The organism is Pseudovibrio sp. SCP20 (assembly GCF_057774105.1).
Window position 1 is genome coordinate 141,962 of sequence record NZ_JBYMDH010000003.1, and the last position, 25,448, is coordinate 167,409.

Below are 25,448 nucleotides of genomic sequence, written 5' to 3' on the forward strand. Positions count from 1 at the left end.
CAGTTCATCGGGGGATGAGAGATGCAAGTTTATCTGAGAGTTTTGCTCCTTGGCTTAATCACAGGAACCACGATGGGAGCCGTCGCGGCGAGTATCACGCCAACCACAAAGGAAGGTCTGGCTCGCTACGAATGCAACCACATGACAGTATTCCAGAAGCCGTCCTTACTGAACGGCCCTGACGCCTGTAAGTACTATGGTGGAATGAAGTGAGAGCTCAGCTGCACTCATACTGATGCGTCAGTACGGTGACCGTACCCTCTCTGAGATTGAAACGATCAGTTTGCTTGCTACAACTATCGCACAGGGGGATAATTTGAGGACGGCTGCCGCTAAGCCATCTGACATCTGCGCCTAGGGTGGGTTTCTTATGGCAATCAGCATTACTGCATTTTGACGGCCAGTCACGCTTGGAGTGTTTGATCCAATGCAGTTTCCAGGAACCGCACTGACAGGATTCAGAAGCAGGATTTCTCCGCTTTCGCCATCCAATGCCATTCAGGCCTTCAATCACCATATTCATAGTTGCCTCCAATGCCTTTGGTGAAAAATCACATCGAGAAACTAAAAAATATCGCCCCTCAAACCGGGACCTGACCGCTGAAATGTATGTCCTTATTCGACTTTAGTTACAGATTCTGGATACATTCTTTATCGAATAGGTAAAATCGCGTATCTTTTGCAATTATTTCATGCTATTTATGAACTTTTATTACCTAACAAGAATTTAAAATTCTGTCTGGATTCTCTGGCAACCAGTCCAGTCAAAACCCGGCAACACCACGAAACTGCTCGATCTGCTGTGCCATCTCTTCAGGTGTTTCTCTGTAAGAACCTGGAAGAATGCCATCAATGCTCAGACCGCGAACGGCCTGCGCATAAGGGAACTTGCGTTTGCCTTTCAGATCCAGCACCACGCGCTTGCCCAGTTTGACACCCATGAAGGTCAACGGTTTCACACCAACCGCTTCCACCTCTTCCCAGGCCAGTCGGCGCTTAACCAGCGCCCGGTGATACACGATCCCGTCGCGGTTGATCTCAACGTAGTTCAGGGAAGGCAGATAGAACATACAGGCAGTGCCGAATGCGACGGTGATACCGAGCGTAAAGAATGTGCCAACCCCAATACCAAACACTTCCTCCAACAGCGGAGAAAGCGCAGCAAACCCGTGCAGCTGTGAGAACACAACAAACATCACAGCAACAAACAGGTTTTGCAGAACCAAGGCTGTATTACGAGCCCGAAAACGAAGTGGTGCCATCTTTCAATCCTGTGCAGCTCTTCAATCTATGCGCTAAGAACAAAAAAGCCGCTGCATCAAATGATACAGCGGCCTGAAGTGTTTAGAGGTCGCCCAAGCAGCTAAAACTCATTGCCAAATAGCTTTTCAGTCATCGCTTCTGCTGCTGCACAAGGCTCTTCATCGCCCTCACCCTTTTCACCAGAGTTCGGACGCAGGCCAACAAAATCAAACGCTTTCGCATCGTGCAGGTGAGATGGACGCACATGTGCCAGCGCACGCGCCATGATACCCAGACGACCCGGAGTTTCCTTCTCCCACTGTTGCAGCATGTTCTTCACCTGAACGCGCTGCAGGCCATCCTGAGAACCACACAGGTTACACGGAATGATCGGGAACTCCATGGCCCTAGAGAACTTCTCGATGTCTGCTTCAGAAGAGTTCATCAGCGGGCGCAGAACCATCAGATCGCCCTCATCGTTCACCAGCTTCGGCGGCATGGATGCCATGCGGCCACCATGGAACATGTTCATCATGAAGGTTTCCAGCGCATCATCGCGGTGATGACCCAGCACAATCGCTTCACAGCCTAGCTCACGCGCAGTGCGATAAAGAATGCCGCGGCGCAAGCGGGAGCACAAAGAGCAATAGGTGGAGGTCTCAGGCAGCTTGTCGGTGACGATGCCATAGGTGTTCTCGCGCACGATTTTACTCGGGATCTCATAGCGCTCAAAGAACTCAGGCAAAATGTGCTGAGGGAAGCCCGGCTGGGACTGATCCAGATTGCAGGCGATCAGGTCAACAGGAAGAAGACCGCGCCACTTCAGATCCATCAGAACCGCAAGCAGAGTATAACTGTCTTTACCGCCAGACAGGCAGATGAGCCACTTGGTCTTTTCCGGACTGGCACCATCCGGCACCATTTTGTAATCAGAGATCGCCTGACGGGTCTCACGCAGCAAGCGCTTACGCAGCTTTTTAAACTCAACCGAACTTGGCACCTCACGGAACAGCGGATGGCAATCCGGATCGAAAACTTTGCTTTCAGCAGCTGTATCGGTTGCGTGTTCTGCGCTTAACTGACTCATGGCTTTATCTTATCTTTACTCGTTATTCATCCGGCGATGATGAATGCAATTCGTTGCGGCAGGAATAGCACCGCAAAATGAAAAGGGCCACCCAAAGGGCAGCCCAAATCAAATCGTTCAGGATCAAACCTATTAGCGGGAATAGAATTCCACAACCAGGTTTGGTTCCATCTGAACTGGGTAAGGCACGTCACCAAATGCTGGGATGCGGGAGTAAGTTGCAACCAGCTTGTTGGTGTCAACGTCAATGTAGTCAGGAGTGTCACGCTCAGCGGACTGTACTGCTTCCAGTACGATTGCCAGCTGCTTGGACTTCTCACGAACTTCGATAACGTCGCCAGGCTTACACATGTAAGAACCGATGTTTACACGACGACCGTTTACGTTCACGTGACCGTGGTTGATGAACTGACGAGCAGCAAACACAGTTGGAACAAACTTTGCGCGGTAAACAATAGCGTCAAGACGGCACTCGAGCAGACCGATCAGGTTTTCAGAAGTATCGCCGCGCTGACGGGAAGCTTCATCATAAACTTTGCGGAACTGTTTCTCGGAGATGTTGCCGTAGTAACCTTTCAGCTTCTGCTTTGCGCGCAGCTGCACGCCGAAGTCAGAAAGCTTGCCTTTGCGGCGCTGACCGTGCTGACCAGGACCGTATTCACGGCGGTTAGCTGGAGACTTTGGGCGACCCCAAATGTTCTCACCCATACGACGGTCAATTTTATACTTGGCGCTCTGGCGCTTAGACATCGCAGTTTCCTTTGCGTTGATCTATAATTTTAAAGGAAACGCGCCCTCCTTTTTCGCTGCAAACACAAAAGCTTACAAGCGACTGACAGCAGTTACGGCAAATAGCGCATGCCGAACCACACGGGTGCGTAAAATCAAAGCGGCTCCAAGGGAACCGCTCTGAACAGCGCATTCCTATTGAAAATGCGCCCAAGAGTCAACGAAATATGACAGCAAATCGCCTAGAAACACAGACCTGATCAGTACCGCTTCTGTGCTTCCTCACCACGCTCCTTGCTCCAGATCGTGGCATCCACACCCTCGGACAGCTCTGGATGTTCAGCAACATCAAACAAAGGCTCCTTCCCTTCCTTCAGCTGCTTGATGTAATCCTTTGTGATCAAAGAGACTTTAGGCGCCAAAAGCACAATTGCGATCAAGTTGATCGTCGCCATCACCGCCATGGCTGCATCTGCAGCATTGAACACCGTATCAACGGTCTGCAGAGATCCCCAGAACACCATGGCCAGCGACAGAATACGCAGCACTGTCAGGCCGCCTTTCCAGCCATGTTCCAGATAGATCATGGCGTTCTCCGCGTAGGAGTAGTTTGCAACGATAGACGTGAACGTGAAGAACAGAATCGCCACCGCGATAAAGTAGACACCAAAATCACCCACATGCGCTTCAGCGGCTGATTGAGTAAGTGAAATGCCAGTCACACCGGTCGTAGGATCATAAATGCCGGAGAGCAGGATAATCAGCGCAGTCGCCGTGCAGATCACGATCGTATCAATGAACACACCCAGTGCCTGCACAAAGCCCTGAGAAGCCGGATGATGCGGGTCAGGAACAGCAGAGGCAGCAACGTTCGGCGCAGAACCCATGCCCGCTTCGTTGGAGTAAAGCCCGCGGCGCACACCATTGAGCAGAGCTGCCATCACACCGCCGGTCACACCACCAACAGCCTCTTCCAACCCAAACGCATGCGCCACGATACTCCACAGAACACCCGGAACCTGCTCAAAGTTGACCGCCAGAATACCAAACGCGATCACCACATACGCAATCGCCATGAACGGAACCACGATCTCGGCAAAGTGCGCGATCTTACGCAGACCACCAAAGATGACGAGCCCAGCGGCTACCACAAGTACTGCGCCAGTCACGATCTCCGGCATATCAAAGGCACTGTACATGGCATCTGCGATGGAGTTGGACTGCACGGCAGAGAACACAACACCAAACGCAAAAATCAAAGCAATCGCAAAGATATGGCCAAGGAGCGGGCTCTTCAGCCCTGCCGCCATGTAGAAAGCTGGACCGCCGCGAAACTGCCCTTCATCATCCTCAACCTTATAAAGCTGAGCCAACGCACTCTCAGCATAAGCCGTCGCCATGCCAACCAGCGCAACCATCCACATCCAGAAAATAGCGCCCGGCCCGCCCAGCGTCAGCGCAACAGCAACCCCTGCGATGTTGCCTGTACCAACGCGCGAAGCCAGACTGGTACACAATGCCTGAAAAGGACTGATCCCGTTCCGGTCTTCATGACGGGACTTGAGAAGAACACTGAAACATTGTCCGAAATATCGAAACTGGATGAACCCCAGCCGAATGGTGAAAAACACACCAACCGCAAGCAATCCATAAAGCAGAACATAGTTCCAGAGGATGGCGTTGGTGTAATCGACGACAATGTTGATGATATCCAAGGCTTCGACTCCAGCAAATCCGCAGGTGTCGACTGCATATCAAAACAAATTCAAGATCCGCCTAGAACAACCACTTAAATAAGAAAGGATTTGCGCCAAGCCCCGCAACAATCCAGCAACCTATAAAAGCCTCAGAGCAATGAAAGCTCTATGGGCAATCCACGCCAAACCATGGATAAGCAATCCCAGAACCACATAGGGAAACCAGTCAGCCGTCATGACATCAGTGATAATGTCTGGCTGAAGCAATGTTCCTCGATTGCCGAGTTCAACAGGCTGTGCCGCAGAAAGATCAAGCGTCCGGATCTGACCGCCTTCTGAGAAGAGAACAACTTCACTCGCATTGAGAATTTTGTACATGGCGTATCCCATGGACCCGACGAACGCCATCACCTTTGGGACAGCCAGTCGCGTCTTGCGCTCAACATCCATCACCAGCCCGCCGAGCACCGGTGTGACAAGCACAATCAGGAAACTGAAACCAAGAAATGTCGTTTGTCCAACAGCAAGCGCCTGCTGCTCAGGTGTTTGAGCTTGGGCAGCCAAATCCCCAAGGAACGGAAGGACCCACTGCATTAGCTCAGTAACAGCCTGCGGGGGTAAAAACGTGCCGTTCGCGTAAGCTCCTGAATAAGCTAGGTAACAGTTGGATACGATCAGAAGACCGGTAAGAACCTCGAACACCCGGAGCTGCATGAGGTTATGCTGTGCAATATACGGATCAAGGAGAAAGTACTTCTGCCCTTTGTAAGAGCGAATGAGAGAATTCAACATGGCAAATCACTTAATAATAGAAATGCCATCAGCATAAGTCGGCACCGCACCTCGTCCAACAGATGAGAAAGGCAACTCTCACACGTGATTAATGCGGGCTTAACCGGTCACAAAGAACAGGTCTTCACACCCCACTGCAACGCCATCGCGTTTGAGCACATCCGTCAGGCGACGGGCAATGGCAGGGGCTGGGTCGATCCAGGTCACAGGCCATGGAGCCACCTGTTCCATCTCTTCCTGCAGAAACGGATAATGCGTGCAGCCAAGCACAACGCAGTCCGTACGCTCTCCGCTTTTCTCGACAAAGCATGGCGAAATTTCACGGCGGAGACGATCAAGATCAACCGCGCGACCAGCCAGCTTATCTTCTGCCAGCGCAGCAAGGCCAGTGGCACCAACCAGAGCGATATGGTGCTCCGGGGCAAAGTCAATGATGAGATCCTGCGTGTAATCGCGCTTCACAGTTCCCGGCGTCGCCAACACCGCAAACACACCGGATTTCGTCTTCTGCGCAGCTGGTTTAATCGCAGGCACCGTGCCTACTACAGGCACATCAAGGAACTCCCGCAAACGCTGGAGCACCAGTGTGGAAGCCGTGTTGCACGCCACCACAACCGCACTCGGCTGCCATGCATCGCTCACAGAGTTCACCAGAGAAGCAATATGATCCCGAAGAGCATCCGCCTCCCAGTCTCCATAGGGGAATGCCGCCCGGTCCGCTAGATAAAGCAGCCCCGCATCAGGCAACGCCCGCTTGATCTCACGTTGAACAGAAAGCCCTCCGACACCACTATCCAGCACCAGCACACGGCCAGACACATCTGGCTTCATATGCAGGGGCTGGAACGGAACAACCGGAGAGCCGTTCAACATCAGTCTTGATCCTTCACACCATACTTTTCGAAGCAAGAAATCACGCCACGCAGAATGCGCACTTCATTATCGGTGAGATCTGCTTTCTGAAAGATGTTGCGCAACCTACGAATTGTGACTGGCTTTTTCTCGACAGGACGGAAGAAACCACGCGCGTCCAGGCCTGACTCCAGATGATCAAACATCCGCTGAATGGATTCTTGAGTTGCAGGCTCTCCCTCATAATCATCCAATGAGAAAGGCAATGCACCCGCTGTCGCCACACGGCGCCATTCATAGGCACATACCAAAACAGCCTGAGCAATATTCAGGGAAGCATAGGTCGGATCAACCGGCAGCGTCACGATCTTGTTCGCAAGCGCCACTTCGTCATTGTTCAGGCCCCAGCGTTCACGGCCAAACATGTAACCAGATGGAATGCCACGCAGGCCCTGAGCCACACTCTCGTTGGCAGCTTCATCAGGTCCAACAACCGGCTTCGGAATATCGCGGCTGCGAGCCGTCGTCGCAAAAACCAGCTTCAGATCAGCAACAGCTTCTTCCACACTGTCAAAAACCCGAGCAGCATCAATCACATGATGAGCCCGGCTAGAAGCAGAGCGCGCTTTTTCACTCGGCCAACCATCACGCGGGTTGATCAGGCGCAGATCGTGCAGGCCAAAGTTGGCCATCGCACGGGCAACCATGCCGATGTTTTCGCCAAGTTGAGGCTCACAAAGAACCACAACAGGAGGAATGGCGGTGTTTGTTTCAGGAGTGCTTTCAGACATGCCGATCCTCTAGCCGATCAGGCTGAAAATTACCAGAGCAGTTTTGGCCAGAATAGCCCGAAGAAAAACAAAATCCCATCGGGATTAGCCTGCTGTTTTCCAGCGGCGATAACTCACCACCGGCACCTCAGTCCTGCGAAATCGTGTGAGAGCTCTGACTAGTCACCTAAAGAGGGTAAAATTCGGCGAATTCAATCAAGAGTAAAGCTGTGTTTTGCTGTTACCTAGAGAGTTAGCCGTTTCAATGCAGCCTCTGAATGGCCCGACCCTCTACGAAGGAGACCCCGACGACTATGCCTGGACAAGAACCCAACACAGGTGGCACCCCGCCTCCAAATGTCCCGGATCTCACGCAGTTAGTGCGTGACAACTGGTGGAAATTCCTGGTGCTCGGAGTATTGATGGTGATTGGTGGTACGATTGTGTTGGTCATACCATACGCGTCCTCCATCGCAGTAGCACTGGTTATCGGACTAGTTTTAATCGTCGTCGGGGTTCTTCAACTCTGGCATGCCATGCAGGTGAAAGAATGGGGAGGCTTCCTCTGGCAATCCCTCATCGGCATCATCGCCTTGGTTGGCGGTATCGCGATCTACTACAACCCTGTTGCGGGAACAGAAGCACTCACACTGGTGCTCTCAGTTGTCTTCATCGCACAGGGCATCGCACAAGCCATGTTTTCCTTCCGCCTGCGCCCCCACAGCAGCTGGGGCTGGATACTCGCGTCCGGTATCATAGCAATTGGCGCAGGCCTGATGATCCTGCTCGACTTCCCCGGCTCAACAGCATGGGCACTCGGCCTCGTGGCCGGCATCTCGATCATGTTCAACGGCTGGAGTTATGTTGCCATCGCTCTTGCAGCTCACAAAAAGCAGTAGGGCGAACACTTCAGGCGATCATCGACAGCTTAAGTTCAAAAACAAAAGTGCCGCGCAATCAGCAATGAGCGCGGCACTTTTGTATGTAGATCAGTAGGCTTGCATCTGCCATTCGCGGATAGCATCCAACGGATAGACCAGCATAATCACATTGAGGGTCAGGTTATCCCGAATAATCGAGCCAACAATCAGCTCCATCGCAAGGATCAACACAACTGTCAGCCATACCGGCAAACGGGCCGCGAGCCAGAAACCGAAGATCATCCAGATAATATCGAAGACGGAGTTGAGAACGCTGTCACCGAAGTAATCCAGCGCGATCGTCGCTTCCCGGTAGCGATTGATGATGAAGCTGGAGTTCTCGACGATCTCCCAGGCCGCTTCCACAATAACAGACAGCACCAGACGGAAACCCATCGGCCAACCGGCACCACCCGTAAACAAACGCCCCATCCACCAGAACAGCGCATAAAACAGCATGCCGTGGATGATGTGCGAAGGCGTGTACCAATCAGCAATATGCTGGCTGTTGTCCGAACTGTTGACGTCCCACGTCCAAAGCTTGATCTCCCCACACTTACAGATTGGCTCTCGCCCCATGGCAAGCAAAATGACGGCTGTCAGGACAAGCAGGAGAACGGTGATCAAAGCATAATGCTTGTTATTCAATCGACTGAGCATCAATCAGACTTTCAATATCTATGTAAACGATGAGCATAGCTGTGAAGGATGAACAGGACCTTCAAAACAGAATGCGTATATAAGTAATACCTAAACCAGCTTGGTAAAACAGCAAGAACCATGAGCCGTTTTAAGCTGATAAAGCGCGCTTAATCGACCAATGTGGCAAAAAGAAAAAGGCTCAGAAGATCTCTGAGCCTTTCCCAAAACTTCTACCCTCTCCAAATCGCACCACCCAAATCAAATGGCTATTGAGCCAATAAGGCAGTGCTGGAACAGGGGATTAAAGCAACTCGTAGTTTCCGCAGAATGGCAACCTGCTTTAATCCTCAGCCTGGCTTTCCAAAAATGACAGAGGCATTCACGCCTCCAAATCCAAAGCCATTGGACATAACGTATTTGAGGTCCTTTTCCTTGGATTCATTGGCCACCAACTCAAACTGAGAAGCCGCCTCATCCGGCTCTTCCAGGTTCAGTGTTGGCGGAAGCACCCCTTCCCTCAAAGCCATGATAGAGGCAATCGCCTCAATCGCACCAGCAGCACCCAAAAGGTGACCTGTTGCAGACTTGGTAGAAGAAATAGCCAGATCTTTTCCGCGATCTCCAAACACAGCCTGAATACCAGCAATCTCTGCCGCATCACCAACTGGGGTCGAAGTGCTGTGCGCATTGATGTAGTCAATGTCATCGGGATTGATCCCGGCCTGCTTCAGCGCCTTACGCATGGCAGCCTGACCACCCGCTCCATCTGGCGGGGAAGCCGTCACATGGTGTGCATCGGCTGAGGTGCCATATCCAAGGATTTCAGCAAGCGGCGTAGCTCCACGCTCAAGCGCATGGTCCAGCCGCTCAATCACCAGCATCGCAGCCCCTTCACCCATCACGAACCCATCGCGGTTCCTGTCAAATGGGCGAGAGGCCTTGTGCGGTTCTTCATTAAAGCCACTGGAAAGTGCACGCGCGGCAGAAAAGCCAGCAAACGACACAGCATCAATGCAAGCCTCAGCTCCACCAGCAAGTGCCACATCCGCTTCACCGCTCTTGATCATGCGAACCGCATCACCAATCGCCTGCACACTGGCAGCGCATGCCGTTACAGGTGTTCCCAGCGGGCCTTTAAACCCGTTGGCAATCGAAACCTGCCCAGCTGCAAGGTTTGCCAGAAAGCTTGGCACAATAAACGGAGAGAGCCGCCGCGGGCCTTTGGTCTCCACGGTGCGCGTGGCCCCGGTCATGGCAGGGAACCCGCCAACACCAGAGGCAATAATAGTGGCTGTAGCCTCCTTGTCTTCATCCGTTTCCGGATACCAGCCAGCCTGGTCAACGGCTTCCTTGGCTGCAACCAGAGCATAATGGATAAACAGGTCCATCTTCTTCTGGTCTTTAAAAGGAATGGCCACACTGGCATCGAAGCCAAATTCATCTTCATCAATGGAGGGAACCTGCCCTGCCACCTGGCAAGCCTGCTCACTTCCATCAAATCTGGTAAGAGCGCGAATACCGCTTCTGGAAGCTACCAGACGCTCCCAAAACGGGTTGATCCCAACACCCAAGGGTGAAACCACCCCCATACCGGTTACAACAATCCGCATCTTCCCTAACTCCTAAGCTAAAGAACGCAGCAACCGACTCCTGCGCGCTCTACAAAATGCTCGCGTCCCAATTATGGCGCCATCTAATGGTCAGAGTAATTGGATATGTTTTGAGAGTTAAGAGCAAACTACGCAAACACAACTCTTAGTGGATAACATCTTGGGATATCGGAACAATCAGTTCCCAGCCTGTCACGAGAATGACCGACAATCACTCCCCGAAAAGAAAGAGGGACTGCGGAATTATAGACAGCAATTCAAACCATCGTTGAGCGCAAATACAGTTGAAATAGCAAATTGTTAGCGGCAACCACTTCAGTGCGGCATACGAATTTGGTATTACTGGCACTCCAACCGCAGATTTCCACTGGCATTAAATTGCGCACATGTGTATACACATGGCAACTTGAGCCTTAACCGGCTCCATTGTCACGTACCTAATAAACACGAGGTCTACTAATATGGCGAAGATCAAGGTAGAAAATCCAGTCGTCGAGCTCGACGGCGATGAGATGACCCGCATCATTTGGCAGTTCATCAAGGACAAGCTGATCCATCCTTATCTGGACATCGACCTGAAGTACTACGACCTCGGTATCGAGTCTCGTGATGCAACTGATGACCAGATCACCGTTGACGCTGCTGAAGCGATCAAGAAATACGGCGTTGGCGTTAAGTGTGCGACCATCACTCCGGATGAAGCACGCGTTGAAGAATTCGACCTGAAGCGCATGTACCGCTCTCCAAACGGCACCATCCGCAACATCCTGGGCGGCGTTATCTTCCGCGAGCCAATCATCATGTCCAACGTTCCACGTCTGGTTCCAGGTTGGACTCAGCCAATCATCGTTGGCCGTCACGCATTTGGTGACCAGTACCGCGCGACTGACTTCAAATTCCCAGGCAAAGGCAAGCTGACTGTTAAGTTCGTTGGCGAAGATGGCACCGAGATCGAACACGAAGTGTTTGACGCACCATCCTCCGGCGTTGCAATGGCAATGTACAACCTGGATGATTCCATCCGTGACTTTGCTCGTGCATCCATGAACTACGCTCTGGGCCGTAAAGTTCCTTGCTACCTCTCCACCAAGAACACCATCATGAAAGCATACGATGGTCGCTTCAAAGACATCTTCCAGGAAGTCTACGAAGCTGAGTTCAAAGAGAAGTTCGAAGCAGAAAAAATCTGGTACGAGCACCGCCTCATCGACGACATGGTTGCAGCTGCAATGAAGTGGTCCGGTGGTTACGTTTGGGCTTGTAAGAACTACGACGGCGACGTTCAGTCCGACACCGTTGCACAGGGCTTCGGTTCCCTCGGCCTGATGACTTCCGTTCTGATGTCACCAGACGGACGCACTGTTGAAGCTGAAGCTGCACACGGCACCGTGACCCGTCACTACCGTCAGCACCAGAAGGGTGAAGAGACCTCCACAAACTCCATCGCATCTATCTTTGCATGGACCCGTGGTCTGGCTCACCGCGCGAAACTCGACGACAACGCTGAGCTGAAGAAGTTTGCTGAAACTCTTGAGCAGGTATGTATCGACACAGTTGAAAGCGGTCACATGACCAAAGATCTGGCCCTGCTCGTAGGTCCAGACCAGAAGTGGCTCACCACAACTGGCTTCCTCGACAAAGTCGACGAAAACCTTCAGAAAGCAATGGCAGCTGCATAAGCTCAGCCTCTGCTGGATTTCCGAAAAGGGTGCCTCCGGGCACCCTTTTTGCGTTTAACGCCCCTTCAAAATGCGCAGAACATCCCGTCAAATCTGAGAGGCCCCGTCGCAAGACAACATTCTCCTTTCCCAGCTTACCCTCACTGAAAAGGAGATAGTCATGCAGAATGCACTCTCACTACTGGTCGCAAGCGTCCTCTTATGCTCAGCTGCCTACGCGCAGGAGAAGTCCATCACCGCCAAGAAAGTTGGCGCCTACTTCCAACTGGAACTGCACCGCCCGGATGGCAAGCACTCCTACTTTGTCATGGACACTGGCTCCACCGGCATCGTCGGCTCAGCGAAGTTCTTCACGCCTACAAAGGAGGAAAGATCCGGAGGCACATGCGTCCCCTTTGGATACTCCAGCTCAGGCAACAGCTACGCCGGTTACATCGTCAAAAGAGATCTTTCCTTCGGCACCATCGGTGAGCAGCCAACAAAACACCTGAAAGACTTCCCGGTATACGCCGCCGTGCAGCGGTGTTCGGCAGGTAAAACACCCAACTGCTCCAGCACACCGCCCGAAGGCTGCACCCTCAACCCGCAAGTCTACATGATGGGTGTCGGCTTTGATCAGGCCAGCAGCTTCCCTCAGAAAGACGACGACAGCAACGCCTCCAACAACCCCTTCCTGAACCTTGTCGACACCGACGGCAAACCGCTCCCACAGCAGAACTATGCGCTGAGCAGCATCACATCAGGCAGCCCTGCCCTAGATGTCTATCTCGCCTCCCCCAAAAACCCGCTGCCCAACCTCGGACAAGCCATCACCGTGCCACTCACAAAACCAGCAGACGGCACAGAAACGCTCATAACCCCACAGCTAGCGTTTGCATTACGTGACAAAGCCACCGGCAAACCGGTCTTCCCAACAGACGCCCCACAACCAGTCCGCTTCTTGCCAGACACAGGCATCAGCTACGGCATCCTCTCAGTTGCAAGCAGCTCAGCCCCATGCTGTACAAAGGGCACCTCAAAGTCAGAGATCGATACATCAACTTACGACTTTCAGCTCTTCGCCAACCCAGAGAGCAAAACACCCCTCACCAATCTCTCCTACGGAACAGACCAGCCACTCGGCCAATCCGCCAGATGGTCTCTAAACCACCCTGTAGGCAGTACACTGTTCTTCAACAGCGGCCAGCTCTTCTTCCAGAACTGCAACTACTTCTACAATCTTGCCCGCACTGAAATCACATTCAGCTGCCACACAACAGATCAATAAATCAACAAGCGCTGCGGGCTGTTTCGAGCCTCCAAACAACCCGCAGTTTTGGAGAGGATAATCGACAAAGCCTTGAGTGCGCCCAAACAACGCCTAAGTGCGAACACAATCCAAATTCAACCTGAAGGCACGGTGTTCATTTCAAACCGGTGTTCTTCTCATGTTTAAAAAGATTGCGCTCTTCCTCCTGCTCGCTGCCGCAGGCATCTACCTCTTCAACGCGTCATGGTTGACGTTCGACTCCACTTCAGGAAAGCCGAGGTTCATCGCTCATCGCGGCGTGCACCAGACCTATCACCGCGAGAACCTGACCAACAAAACCTGCACGGCAGAGCGCATCGACACGCCTTCCCACCCCTATCTGGAAAATACCATCGCCTCCATGCAGGCCGCGTTTGAGGCCGGGGCAGACATCGTCGAACTGGACATTCACCCAACCACCGACAACAAGCTGGCCGTGTTCCACGACTGGACAGTCGATTGCAGAACAAACAGCTCAGGCATCACCCGAAATCACTCCCTCGCTGAGCTCAAAGCCCTGGACATCGCCTTTGGATACACCGCTGATGGCGGCAAGTCCTACCCTCTCAGAGGCACTGGCATTGGCGCAATGCCCGAGCTGGATGAGGTGTTTCTGGCGTTTCCAGACAAGAAGTTCCTGATCAACTTCAAGGAAAAAGAACTCCGCTCCGCAAAGCTGCTACAGGCAAAACTGGAGGAACACCCTCAATGGAAACAGCAGGTCTGGGCCGTCTATGGCGCACAAAACCCAACCCGGTTCATGGCTGAATCCACCGCAAACACCAAGGGGTTCGACAAGGCAAGAACCAAAACCTGCCTGAAGGAATACATCGCACTGGGATGGAGCGGTTACGTCCCACAAACATGCAGAAACACGATGATCACGGTGCCTTCAAACTACGCATGGGCCGTCTGGGGCTGGCCAAACAAGTTTCAAAGCAGACTGCAAGCACATGGAAGCGAGGTCATTCTATCCGGGCCTTACAAGTCACAGGGCGCAGGCGCCGGGATAGACACGCCAGAGCAACTGCTGGAAATCCCAGCCAACTTCGATGGTTACATCTGGACAGACAAGATAGAAGCACTGGCCCCTTACATCAGAAAGGAGAGCCCAATCGAACCTAGGACGTAAACTCCACATCCACGTGGTGCGCTTTACGCTCATCAATCGCTTCATCAATGATCTTCTTCGCCACTGCAGGCTTGCGATCCATGAAGCGGCGCAGATCATCCATCTTAAGCACCATCAGCTGCACCGACGTTTTGGCAACAGCACGCGCACGTCGTTTGTGATGGCCAAACAAAGACGCCTCCCCAAAGTGCTCCCCTTCACCATGAAGCACCCGGTGATCGTCAAAAACTTCTTCCACCTCACCCGAAGCGATCAGGAAAAGACTGTTCCCATCCTCTCCCTTCTCACAAATGGACTGTCCGGCAGGCACACTGTGGGAATGCAGAAGCTCGGTCACGGCCGCGATTTCTATGGCAGAAAGCCGCTCAAACAGCGGAATGGTAGCCACCATGCCCCAGGTTACAACGAAATCACGGCTATGGATTTCGCGGGCAAAAGCGGTGCCCACAATGCCCACCGGCAACGCAAACAAGCAGTAGCCCATCAACATCACAACGCTCGCGATCATCTTGCCAGCAGCTGTCACCGGAACCACATCACCGTATCCAACTGTTGTCAGGGTTGAGAACGCCCACCACAGCGCGGCCGGTATCGTGCCAAAATGCTCTGGCTGAGCGGCATGCTCCACACTGTAAAGCAGCGTTGCAGCCACCAGTGCCACACCCAAAATCAGCACAAGACTGCCAACAATCGCCCGCTGCTCCGCAACCACCGCCGACACAAGCGAGCGAACAGCCGGGGAGTAACGCGCAATTTTCAAAAAACGGAACAAGCGCAAGATGACCAGCGATTTCCAGCTGATACTTGCAAAAAACAGAGAAAGCCAGAACGGCACCACCGCAACAAAATCGACCACGGAGAGCGGCTGCAAGGCATAAACCACCCGTGCTTTCAAAGGCCCATACTTCTTCAGAGGCGGATGCAGATCAGACACCCAAAGGCGCAGCAGATACTCGATCGCGAAAATAGATCCGGCGATGAAATCGAGGAGAAAAATCTCCCAGACATACACCCCACCAATGCTCGGCTCTGTCTCAAGAACCGCAAGGCCCACATTCACAACGATGAAGACGATCAAAATGGCATCTATCTGCTGAGCCAGGCGATTGCCCGCACTGCTGCGCTCCAGCAGGTTGTACACTTTCAACTTGATCGAGTTAGCCACCAAAGCCCCACAAATGCCCGAGCATCAAAACAAAAAAGAAACGCAGAAATCGAATAACTTCAAAAGTAACTAGCAAAAAATAAAGGGGAGATTAAATCCCCCCTTCATGAAACTCAGATTATCAGGTCAGCTTTAAAGCGTTTCAAGATGCGCCTTGATGGCCGCAATCGCTTCTTCTGCTTTGCCTGCATCAGGGCCACCTGCCTGCGCCATGTCAGGGCGTCCTCCGCCACCGCGACCACCAAGAGCCGCAGAACCGATGCGCACCAGATCAACCGCGCTTGCAGTTTCACTCACGTCCTTGGTTGAACCAACAACGATCGCAGCCTTACCGTCTTCAGCCTTGCTGATCAGCACAACAACACCAGAACCGATTGCAGTCTTGCCTTCATCAGCAACAGACTTCAGATCCTTCGGGTTGATGCCCTCAAGCACACGCGCCATCAGCTTGAATTTGCCAGCCTCAGTCACACCGGCATCTCCGCCGGAGCCACCGCCGCCCATGGCAAGTTTCTTCTTCGCTTCAGCCAGTTCACGCTCTAGCTTCTTGCGCTCGTCCAGAAGGCCTGCAATACGCGTAGGAACATCAGCAGCAGAAACCTTCAGCAGGCCAGCAGTTTCGCGCATCAGCGCATCCTGCTCAGCCAGATACTTACGGGCTTCATCACCGGTCAGCGCTTCAATACGGCGCACACCAGCAGCTACCGCACCTTCGGAAACAACAGTCACAAGGCCGATGTCACCAGTGCGCTTAACGTGTGTACCACCACAAAGTTCAACAGAGTAAGACTTGCCAGCCTTCTCGCCGGTTGTCGCTGTTCCCATGGAAACCACGCGAACTTCATCGCCGTATTTCTCGCCGAACAAAGCCATCGCGCCAGCTTCAATCGCTTCATCAACTTCCATCAGAGAAGTCTCAACTGCACCATTCTGCAGCACGATCTCGTTTGCCAGAGCTTCAACCTTGGTGGTCTCCTCCGCACTCACAGGCTTTGGATGTGAGAAGTCGAATCGCAGACGCTCAGGTGTCACCAAAGATCCCTTCTGAGCCACGTGCGTACCAAGTACTTCGCGAAGCGCTTCATGCACAAGGTGAGTTGCAGAGTGGTTGGAGCGAATTGCACTGCGACGTGCATGATCCACGATCAACTCAAGCGCATCGTCCACATTCACGTCACCGCTTTCAACGCGAACAGAATGCACAAACAGGCCGTCAGCTTTTTTCTGCGTGTTGGTCACAGAGATGGAAACACCGTCAGCAACCATGGTACCACAATCGCCAACCTGACCACCGGATTCACCATAGAACGGGGTCTGGTTGAGGATCAGAGAACCCTCTTCACCCTGCTTCAGAACTTTGACTTCTTCACCGTCCTTCACAAGGCTCAGCACAACACCTTCAGCCTTCTCGGTTTCATAACCGAGGAACTCGGTGGCACCTGCCTGCTCTTTGATAGAGAACCAGATCGCATCCGTCGCAGCATCACCGGACCCAGCCCAGGCAGCACGCGCCTCAGCACGCTGACGTTCCATCGCGGTGTTAAAGCCATCGGTATCAACCGCGATCTCACGGTTGCGCAGCGCATCCTGTGTCAGATCAAGCGGGAAACCGTAGGTGTCATAAAGCTTGAAAGCAGTCTCACCGTCCAGCTGATCGCCGGAACCCAGAGAACTGGTCGCGTCTTCCAGAAGACCAAGGCCACGCTCAAGCGTTTTGATGAAGCGCTTTTCTTCCAGCTGAATGGTTTCTTCAATGAGCTTTTCCGCACGTGGCAGCTCAGGGAAGGCCTGGCCCATTTCACGAACCAGAGTTGGAAGCATCTTGAAGATGACCGGCTCTTTTGCACCAAGCAGGTTCGCGTGACGCATCGCGCGGCGCATGATGCGGCGCAGAACATAACCACGGCCTTCATTGGATGGCAGAACACCATCAGCAATCAGGAACGCCATGGAACGCAGGTGGTCAGCAATCACGCGGTGGCTTGCCTGTGCTTTGCCAGCAGCTTCAACACCGGTGAGGTGCTCAGAACTCGCGATCAGAGCCTTGAACAGGTCGATCTCGTAGTTGTTGTGCACGCCCTGCATGATCGCTGCAAAACGCTCAAGACCCATGCCGGTGTCGATGGACGGACGCGGCAGGTCGATGCGTTTATCAGCCAGCTGCTCATACTGCATGAACACCAGGTTCCAGATCTCGATGAAGCGATCACCATCTTCCTCAGGAGAACCAGGAGGGCCACCCCAGATCTGCTCGCCGTGATCGTAGAAAATCTCAGAGCAAGGACCACAAGGACCAGTATCACCCATCGCCCAGAAGTTGTCTGAGGTCGGAATGCGGATGATCTTCTCATCAGCAAAGCCAGTCAGCTTCTTCCAGATATTGAAGGCTTCATCATCCTCGGAATAAACAGTCACAAGCAGCTTATCAGCAGGCAGGCCGTATTCTTTGGTGATCAGGTTCCAGGCCAGCTCAATCGCGTTTTCCTTAAAGTAGTCACCAAAGGAAAAGTTGCCGAGCATTTCAAAGAACGTGTGGTGACGCGCAGTGTAGCCAACGTTGTCCAGATCGTTGTGCTTGCCGCCCGCACGAACACATTTTTGCGAAGATGTTGCACGCACGTAATCCCGCTTTTCCAAGCCGGTGAATACGTTTTTGAATGGCACCATACCCGCATTTGTAAACATCAATGTCGGATCATTGCGTGGCACCAATGGACTGGAAGGAACAACCTCGTGTCCGTTTTTTGCAAAGTAGTCGAGAAAAGCCGACCGAATTTCGTTGACGCCACTCATAGGTCTTGATGTCCGTCTCGTTTTCTAGTGGGCAGCTACTTCAACAATCACAGCCGCCAAATTGCAGGGTATGCGCATCCGGAAAGATGCAACAAAAAATTAGTATCTGCCGCGTTTTAGCCATCTGCGGCAAATCTGTCCATAAAACCCTACAAAAAAAGAGGCTGGATAAATCCAGCCCCTCTAAACTCTATTGGTTTTCCGCAGTTTTTTCCGGATCATCAATCGCTTCAGCAATCAAACCCGCATTCTGCCGGATCGCAAGTTCGATCTCTTCCGCCAGTTCAGGATTCTCTCGCAGGAAGGTTTTCGAGTTCTCACGCCCCTGCCCCAGCCTCTGACTGTTGTAGGAGAACCAGGCGCCGGACTTCTCAACAATCCCGCCTTTCACACCGAGATCCAGCAATTCACCCATCTTGGAGATGCCTTCACCATAGATGATGTCAAACTCAACCTGCTTGAATGGAGGCGCCAGCTTGTTCTTCACCACCTTCACGCGGGTCTGGTTACCAACGATTTCGTCACGATCCTTGATCGCACCGATACGACGGATGTCCAGACGTACAGAAGCGTAGAACTTCAGCGCGTTACCACCGGTTGTCGTCTCAGGAGAACCGAACATCACACCGATCTTCATACGGATCTGGTTGATGAAGATCACCATGGTGTTGGATTTGGAAATGGATGCGGTCAGTTTGCGCAGTGCCTGGCTCATCAAACGAGCCTGCAGGCCCGGAAGCGAATCGCCCATTTCGCCTTCAAGTTCAGCTTTTGGTGTCAGAGCTGCAACGGAGTCGATCACCAGCACGTCAATCGCGCCGGAACGAACCAGAGTGTCTGCGATCTCAAGCGCCTGCTCACCAGCGTCCGGCTGAGAAATAAGCAGGTCATCAATGTTCACACCAAGCTTGCGTGCATACACCGGGTCCAGTGCGTGCTCAGCGTCAACAAATGCGCAGATGCCGCCGTCGCGCTGCGCAGACGCCACAGTGTGAAGCGCCAGCGTGGTCTTACCGGAACTTTCAGGTCCGTAGACCTCAATGATACGTCCCTTAGGCAAACCGCCGATGCCCAGCGCGATATCCAGACTGAGAGAACCAGTCGAAACGCTCTGGATTTCTACGGCCTGTCCCTGGCCCATGCGCATAATGGAGCCTTTACCAAAGGCTCGTTCAATTTGGGAAAGCGCTGCATCCAGTGCTTTATTTTTGTCCATCTGATTGCCCTCAACAAGGCGAAGTGAAGTTTGTGCCATACGTTCTCATCCCTTATTTCACGATGGACGTGCAGTTTCAAAGTCAGTTATTTGTACTCACTTTGTTCCAACTTCGCAATACCTGATAACTAACTAATAAAAATGGATTAATTTCAATACGTTCTCCTATTGTTCAACATGTAGATAACTTTTCCTGACACCTGTTTGGAGGCACGCATCTGGAATCAAACCTCAAAAATGCACTTTTGATACATCACCCACAGTCTGTATTTGCTCGTAGCTTGCTTTGGCCAACCAACTTGCATATCAACGGTCTTTCGATGTCGGGAGGAAGAATTGGTTATGTCGTCTAAACAGGTCGGAGTAATCGGAGCAATCCATCTGGACAGGATTGCCCATGCAGATCGACCGTTCAAACCGGACACCTCAACACCAGGGAAAATTATGTCCCGCGCAGGAGGTGTTGGAGCCAACATTGCACGCGCCATGGCGCGGTTGGGCATGCAGCCGACAATGCATGGATGTCTGGGTGACGACGCCGACGGAGCGTTCCTCGCAAAAAGCCTGTCAGAATGTGGAATTAATACATCCAGCATCAAGACAGTAGCTGACGGAAGAACCGGATCATATCTGGCTCTTCACAACCCGGATGGCACACTGTTCTCAGCCATTTCGGACAGCGAGATTACCTCCAGAGTGAGTTTTTCAGAAGCAAATCCAATTCCGCAAGCACTGCTGAACTGCGATATATGGCTCTGTGAAACCAATCTGGAAGAAGAAACGCTTCTCACGCTCGCCAATTCCAAAGGGGATCGCCTTCTGGCCGCTGATACGGTCTCAATAGCTAAGGCACCTAAACTTCGTCCCCTTCTCTCCCAAATTGACATTCTTTTCACCAACACAGATGAAGCCACGGCCCTGCTGGATTGCGAGCCGGGGGAATTTTCCGCAGAAGAGCTGGCGCAACAGCTGGCTGAAAAAGGTATTCCCACCGTTCTGGTCAGCAACGCCAACAAGCCACTGGCTCTTCACTGTGCAGGCGGCACAAGTTCGCACACTCCATTTTCTGTTGTTCCCGTGGATGTCACCGGCGCCGGTGATGCCTTCATTGCTGGCTTTCTTTATGCAAGCTGCCTCAATGAAGACCCATTTTCAGCAGTAAAGAGCGGGCTTGCTTCTGCATCCATTACAGTGGAAGCGACCGGCGCCGCGCCGGAAACGCTTTCACCCCAATCGCTTAAAGCTCGTTTATTAGAACATGCCTAAGCACCAACAACATACGAAAGACTGGGAAAACCATGGGAAGTTCAATTAAAATCCATCATTCAAAAGAAGTTGCAGAAGCTCTCAGCAGCGGCGCTCCAATCGTTGCGCTGGAGTCCACAATCATTACCCATGGCATGCCGTACCCACAAAACGTTGAAACAGCACGCGAAGTTGAGCAGATCATCCGCGACGGCGGTGCAGTTCCTGCAACCATCGCAGTGCTCAACGGTGAACTCCACGTCGGCCTGGAAGACGAAACTCTGGACGAGCTGGCTAACGCCAAAGACGTGATGAAATGCTCCCGCGCGGACCTGTCCTTCGCAATGGCTCTGGGCAAGAACGGCTCCACCACAGTAGCAGCTACCATGATGGCAGCACACGCTGCTGGCATCCGTGTTTTCGCAACTGGCGGCATCGGCGGCGTACACAAAGGTGCTGAAACCACCTTCGACATCTCCGCAGATCTGGACGAACTGTCCCGCACCGCTGTTTGTGTTGTCTCCGCTGGCGCAAAAGCGCTGCTCGACATCCCAAAAACTCTGGAAGTTCTGGAAACCCGCGGTGTGCCAGTCATCGGCTTTGGCTGTGAAAACGTACCAGCATTCTGGTCCCGCGATTCCAAGATCAAAGCGCCTTACCGCCTGGATGATGCAAACGACATCTCCAAACTGATCAAATTCCGCGAAACGTTTGGCGATCACGGCGGCATGCTCGTAACCAACCCTGTTCCAGCTGAAGATGAAATCCCATCTGACGAAATGCAGGTGTTCATCGATGCGTCTATCAACGCAGCAGAAGAACAGAACATTACTGGCAAGGACGTAACACCATTCGTTCTGCAGGATATCTTCGAGCGCACAGCAGGCCGCAGTCTGGCAACCAACATTGCGCTGGTTAAGAACAACGCAAAGCTGGCAACAAAGATCGCGTGCGGTCTGACTGATTAAGTTTTTGCAGGCATCTGCCTCATAAGAATCCGGGTTGGAGCCTCCAGCCCGGATTTTTTGTGGTCTAAAGCGTATCGCTGAAAAGTGAGCACCGGTTTTCAGATGAAGATACGCAAGATCAAAGGCTGAAGCAGTTCATTTGCCTCAACTAAAAAGCGAACTGCTTTAGCCACTTGTGCAGAGCTTTCCCCACGCTTCCAATCAACTCAATACATGCAGAGGTTTTCACGTCTCTTTGATCGAAAGATTCCGTTGTTTTTCCGCCCCGATTATTTTAGGTGTTCTAAAGCTATAGAACTTTACATCGCTGTGTTTTTATTGGCGCATCTGCATCTTGTGGTCATATAGTACTCATCAAAACGCCATCTGGCGCGCATATGTGAAAGAGGCCAATCCAATTTATTGGGTGGTTCCATTGAAATCACGCCCAACAGAGTTTCGCGGTTGGCGGCAGTTGCATCGGCTTTTGTCACCCGCAGGATTTACGCTATGAAGAAACTTATTTTTATCGGATTAACGGCAGCTCTCGCAGCTTGCCAAAGCGGCCCATCCACTCGCAGCGGGCAACCATCCATCCGCGCGGATGCCGATTCTCAAACCATTCAGATCAAAGCTTCGCCTGAAGTTGTGCGCACCACTCTGGTCAACAGCGCAAGCGCCAAAGGCACCATCGTTCAGCAAAACGAGCCAAACATGGTGGTGATGGAAAGCTATGTGCGCGGTGACAACGCTGTACTCGACAATGAGTTTGGCCCGTCAGATTCTGGTGAGCGCGCCTACCGCATCCGCGTTCGCTTCTCCGGCACACAGTGCAGCACCAACGTTGTGCAGGATCTTGCGCTGGTCAACAACATCTACACCTCGCAGGAACAGTCTTTCCAACTGCCAGGCAACCCAGGCTCCATGCAGAGCCTGCAACGCTTGAAGTCCAACGCGGAAAACTCTTCCGGCTGCGTCTGATAAGCAGCGCATTTAGATATCAAAAAAGCCGGAGAGCAAAACATGCTCTCCGGCTTTTTTGTTTCAAAGTCAGAAAAGACTACGCCCGTTCTTGCGTCTTGGCTTCCAGCGTTTCTTTCACCGTGGTCGCCAGCTGTTTCAGCGTGAATGGCTTCGGCAGGAAGGTAAAGCTCTCCTCCGCTGGCAGGTTCTTCTCAAATGCATCCTCGGCATAACCGGAAACAAAGATAATCTTCAGATCAGGACGTGTCTTGCGCAGCTCAATCAGCAGGCTCGGTCCATCCATCTCCGGCATCACAACATCAGAAACCACAAGGTCAACCGCCCCGCCGGTCTCTTCCATCACTTCCAGTGCCTCAGTGCCAGAACCAGCCTCAAACACCTCATAGCCACGACCGCTCAGAGCACGTGCCGCAAAGGCCCGCACAGCCTCTTCATCTTCAACAAGAAGAATAGTTGCAGAACCTGTCAGGTCCGCTTCGGTTGCTTCCTGCTCAGGTTTAACCTCAACCACCTCTTCCTTCTCGGTGGTGATATGGCGCGGGAAGAAGATGCGGAACGTGGTGCCCACACCAACCTCACTGGTACAGAACACATAACCGCCGGTCTGCTTCACAATGCCATAAACAGTGGAGAGCCCAAGGCCTGTTCCTTTGCCGACATCCTTTGTCGAGAAGAACGGCTCGAAGATCTTGTCCATCACATCCTGAGACATGCCGTGACCGTTATCAGCCACTTCAATCAGCACGTACTCGCCCGGAGGCATACCGCGTGTATTCTCGTAGGTCTTGGACGCGTCCTCATCCACGTTCAGCGTCCGGATGGAAACTTCACCGCCTCCTTCCATCGCATCACGGGCGTTCACCGCAAGGTTCACGATCACCTGTTCCAGCTGGTTCACGTCAGCCATCACTGGCCACAGCTCGCGGCCATGGACCAGCTTCAGCTCAATCTTTTCGCCCAGCAAGCGGTCCAGCAGGATGGAAACATCTGCCAGCACATCCGCCAGTGCCAGCTCCTGCGGGCGCAGTGTCTGACGGCGGGAGAACGCAAGCAACTGGCGCACAAGGCCCGCCGCTCTGTTCGCATTCTGCTTGATGTTCATAATGTCCTGGAAGGCCGGATCCGTCGGGCGGTGGCTTGCCAGCAGCAAGTCAGAGAAGCCAATAATCGCGGTCAGAACGTTGTTGAAGTCATGCGCAACACCACCAGCCAGCTGGCCAATCGCCTGCATCTTCTGGCTCTGCGCAAACTGAGCTTCCAACGCGCGCTGCTGAGTGGTCTCAAGAACGTAAATCACCGCTGCATCTTCACCGGCCTGCCCATCCTGAACAGCAGACACGTAGAAGGTCGCGGACCGTGGGTCACCATTGCCCTCAAGCGAAACATCCAGCGGAGCAATCTCACTCTTGCCCAGCGCAGCTTCTTCCAGCGCGCCCTGCAAGGCAGCACGATCATTCTCAGCCACGAACTCGGTCAGCTTCACGTCTTTGCCAAGGCCCTCGCCCTGCTCAAACAAGCGCATGAACGGACCGTTGGTGCGCTCAACGCGGCCATTCTTGTCGATAGAGGCAATCGCGACCGGTGTGTTGTTGAAGAAACGGGAGAAGCGCACTTCAGCAGCACGCAGCGCTTCCTCATCATCATTGCCAGCAGAACGGTTGATCACCAGCGTCCGGCTGTCACCAGCAAGGCCATCAGCCCCAAACGGAACACGGTGCACAAGGCGAACTGGCAGGCCAGTGCCGCTGCGCGTCACCAGATCAATATCAAAGCTTTCGGTTTTAACCTCACCCTCAGAACCCTGCAGAGCTTCAACCAGAGCCGCCCCCTCCCCGCGCACGATGTCTTTCAAAGACAGTTCGCCGGAAATGAACTGGGTCAGATCATACCCAAGCCAGTCTGCAAGGGTCGCATTCAGATAAACCAGCTTGCCAGTGCTGTCAGACGAGAAGAAGCCGCACGGCGCATGATCAAGGAAGTTGATCACACGTTGCAGCTCCTGGAAGGAGTTCTCCTGCTCAGTGCGATCACGGGTAATGTCAGAAACCTGCCAGATGGTAATGCCGCTATCGACGCCAACAGCTGCATCCTGCTCCAGCGGGCGAACGGTAATGCGATACCAGCGCGCACCACTGGCAACCTCGCCAACAGCATTCGGCAGGCGCACTTCCTCTGTCGCGTATCGCCCGGTTCGCACGGCTTGCGAAAGCCGGAATATGGCATCTGCGGCGTCCGGATCCGAAGAGAACACCCGCTCCACCGTGCGCACATCAGCTGGCCCGCGCGCACCAGTCAGCTCAGCATAGGACTGGTTGGCGTAGATGATGCGGCCGTTATGATCCGCCAGCAACACACCGTCATCCAGCGAGTTCATGAAGGATTCGGCCAGCGGATTGCGGTGGGATTTAGAGATGAACCGTAACAGGCCAATGGCCATGGCAAAGAGCGAGAACACCCCAACAACAGCCAGAACACCCAGCAGCCCCAAAATGTAGGGCTCGGCCTGTTCTTTGCGCATCAACGCGAAAGCGGCTGTTGCTGCGACAAGGCCGAGTGCAAGCAGCATCAAGGCCCCAAGGCTGCCCCCTTTGTCTGTCCTGTCAATCACCGGCTCAGGTCGCCGCGCTTCGGTCTTTGTCATCTTACCCTCTCTACGGC

The 25,448-nt window shown here is 53.0% G+C and carries 21 protein-coding genes and 1 pseudogene; 8 read left to right on the top strand and 14 right to left on the bottom strand.

Annotated features, from left to right (window positions below):
- Positions 1-72 precede the first annotated feature (72 nt).
- Positions 73-213: a hypothetical protein gene (locus AC3CB2_RS13335; protein WP_352933226.1), complete on the top strand. Its 141-nt coding sequence runs from the start codon at positions 73-75 to the stop codon at positions 211-213.
- 551 nt (positions 214-764) lie between these two features.
- On the opposite strand, the gene AC3CB2_RS13340 is transcribed toward AC3CB2_RS13335, so the two are convergent.
- The 7 genes from AC3CB2_RS13340 to AC3CB2_RS13370 all read right to left on the bottom strand — a co-directional run bounded on the left by AC3CB2_RS13340 (position 765) and on the right by AC3CB2_RS13370 (position 7,190).
- A complete protein-coding gene (locus AC3CB2_RS13340; RefSeq protein WP_352933228.1) occupies positions 765-1,262 on the bottom strand; it encodes a hypothetical protein in 498 nt (165 codons plus the stop codon).
- A gap of 101 nt (positions 1,263-1,363) precedes the next feature.
- Positions 1,364-2,329 (bottom strand): tRNA 2-thiocytidine(32) synthetase TtcA, encoded by a 966-nt coding sequence (ttcA, locus tag AC3CB2_RS13345; protein ID WP_352933230.1) that lies wholly within the window; start codon positions 2,327-2,329, stop codon positions 1,364-1,366.
- Positions 2,330-2,461: 132 nt separating this feature from the next.
- Positions 2,462-3,079, bottom strand: coding sequence for a 30S ribosomal protein S4 (rpsD, locus tag AC3CB2_RS13350; protein WP_008547786.1), 618 nt, complete (start codon positions 3,077-3,079; stop codon positions 2,462-2,464).
- A 239-nt stretch (positions 3,080-3,318) separates the two neighbouring features.
- A complete protein-coding gene (locus AC3CB2_RS13355; protein ID WP_352934165.1) occupies positions 3,319-4,764 on the bottom strand; it encodes an alanine/glycine:cation symporter family protein in 1,446 nt (481 codons plus the stop codon).
- 129 nt (positions 4,765-4,893) lie between these two features.
- A complete protein-coding gene (locus AC3CB2_RS13360; protein WP_352933232.1) occupies positions 4,894-5,547 on the bottom strand; it encodes a hypothetical protein in 654 nt (217 codons plus the stop codon).
- A gap of 99 nt (positions 5,548-5,646) precedes the next feature.
- Positions 5,647-6,420 (bottom strand): glutamate racemase, encoded by a 774-nt coding sequence (gene murI / locus AC3CB2_RS13365; RefSeq protein WP_352933234.1) that lies wholly within the window; start codon positions 6,418-6,420, stop codon positions 5,647-5,649.
- Entirely contained in the window at positions 6,420-7,190 is a 771-nt protein-coding gene (locus tag AC3CB2_RS13370; RefSeq protein WP_352933236.1) for an RNA methyltransferase, read from the bottom strand. The genes murI and AC3CB2_RS13370 overlap by 1 nt, the downstream gene beginning before the upstream one ends.
- Positions 7,191-7,483: 293 nt before the next feature.
- Between AC3CB2_RS13370 and AC3CB2_RS13375 the strand changes: the two genes are divergently transcribed.
- A complete protein-coding gene (locus AC3CB2_RS13375; RefSeq protein WP_008548078.1) occupies positions 7,484-8,068 on the top strand; it encodes an HdeD family acid-resistance protein in 585 nt (194 codons plus the stop codon).
- Between the two features lie 90 nt (positions 8,069-8,158).
- Here the strand turns inward: AC3CB2_RS13375 and AC3CB2_RS13380 are convergent, their stop codons facing one another.
- Positions 8,159-8,749 (bottom strand): DUF2585 domain-containing protein, encoded by a 591-nt coding sequence (locus AC3CB2_RS13380; RefSeq protein WP_014286444.1) that lies wholly within the window; start codon positions 8,747-8,749, stop codon positions 8,159-8,161.
- 329 nt (positions 8,750-9,078) lie between these two features.
- Positions 9,079-10,341 (bottom strand): beta-ketoacyl-ACP synthase II, encoded by a 1,263-nt coding sequence (fabF, locus tag AC3CB2_RS13385; protein WP_008547908.1) that lies wholly within the window; start codon positions 10,339-10,341, stop codon positions 9,079-9,081.
- 461 nt (positions 10,342-10,802) lie between these two features.
- On the opposite strand from fabF, the gene AC3CB2_RS13390 reads away from it, so the two are divergent.
- From AC3CB2_RS13390 to AC3CB2_RS13400, 3 genes are all read left to right on the top strand, one after another.
- Positions 10,803-12,020, top strand: a complete 1,218-nt coding sequence (locus AC3CB2_RS13390; RefSeq protein WP_008547468.1) for an NADP-dependent isocitrate dehydrogenase — start codon at positions 10,803-10,805, stop codon at positions 12,018-12,020.
- A gap of 160 nt (positions 12,021-12,180) precedes the next feature.
- Positions 12,181-13,287: a hypothetical protein gene (locus AC3CB2_RS13395; RefSeq protein WP_352933240.1), complete on the top strand. Its 1,107-nt coding sequence runs from the start codon at positions 12,181-12,183 to the stop codon at positions 13,285-13,287.
- Between the two features lie 160 nt (positions 13,288-13,447).
- Positions 13,448-14,440: a glycerophosphodiester phosphodiesterase family protein gene (locus AC3CB2_RS13400; protein ID WP_352933242.1), complete on the top strand. Its 993-nt coding sequence runs from the start codon at positions 13,448-13,450 to the stop codon at positions 14,438-14,440.
- Here AC3CB2_RS13400 and AC3CB2_RS13405 read toward each other — a convergent pair.
- The 4 genes and pseudogenes from AC3CB2_RS13405 to recA all read right to left on the bottom strand — a co-directional run bounded on the left by AC3CB2_RS13405 (position 14,430) and on the right by recA (position 19,653).
- On the bottom strand, positions 14,430-14,831 hold the full coding sequence (locus AC3CB2_RS13405; protein ID WP_425328952.1) for a cyclic nucleotide-binding domain-containing protein: 402 nt from the start codon (positions 14,829-14,831) through the stop codon (positions 14,430-14,432). The genes AC3CB2_RS13400 and AC3CB2_RS13405 overlap by 11 nt on opposite strands.
- 93 nt (positions 14,832-14,924) lie before the next feature.
- Positions 14,925-15,605 (bottom strand): annotated as a pseudogene (locus AC3CB2_RS13410) (ion transporter); the annotation flags it as partial.
- 132 nt (positions 15,606-15,737) lie between these two features.
- Positions 15,738-18,398 carry an alanine--tRNA ligase gene (gene alaS, locus AC3CB2_RS13415; protein ID WP_352933247.1) on the bottom strand — a complete coding sequence of 887 codons (2,661 nt, stop codon included), beginning with the start codon at positions 18,396-18,398 and terminating at the stop codon, positions 15,738-15,740.
- A gap of 190 nt (positions 18,399-18,588) precedes the next feature.
- Positions 18,589-19,653 (bottom strand): recombinase RecA, encoded by a 1,065-nt coding sequence (gene recA, locus AC3CB2_RS13420; protein WP_014286449.1) that lies wholly within the window; start codon positions 19,651-19,653, stop codon positions 18,589-18,591.
- Positions 19,654-19,956: 303 nt separating this feature from the next.
- Between recA and AC3CB2_RS13425 the strand changes: the two genes are divergently transcribed.
- The 3 genes from AC3CB2_RS13425 to AC3CB2_RS13435 all read left to right on the top strand — a co-directional run bounded on the left by AC3CB2_RS13425 (position 19,957) and on the right by AC3CB2_RS13435 (position 22,787).
- Positions 19,957-20,880, top strand: a complete 924-nt coding sequence (locus tag AC3CB2_RS13425) for a carbohydrate kinase family protein (protein ID WP_352933250.1) — start codon at positions 19,957-19,959, stop codon at positions 20,878-20,880.
- Between the two features lie 32 nt (positions 20,881-20,912).
- Entirely contained in the window at positions 20,913-21,827 is a 915-nt protein-coding gene (locus AC3CB2_RS13430) for a pseudouridine-5'-phosphate glycosidase (RefSeq protein WP_352933252.1), read from the top strand.
- 489 nt (positions 21,828-22,316) lie between these two features.
- A complete protein-coding gene (locus AC3CB2_RS13435; protein ID WP_041768701.1) occupies positions 22,317-22,787 on the top strand; it encodes a hypothetical protein in 471 nt (156 codons plus the stop codon).
- A 79-nt stretch (positions 22,788-22,866) separates the two neighbouring features.
- Here AC3CB2_RS13435 and cckA read toward each other — a convergent pair whose 3' ends face one another.
- Complete coding sequence (gene cckA / locus AC3CB2_RS13440; protein WP_008547951.1) at positions 22,867-25,431, bottom strand: cell cycle histidine kinase CckA; 2,565 nt, start codon at positions 25,429-25,431, stop codon at positions 22,867-22,869.
- Between the last annotated feature and the right edge of the window lie 17 nt (positions 25,432-25,448).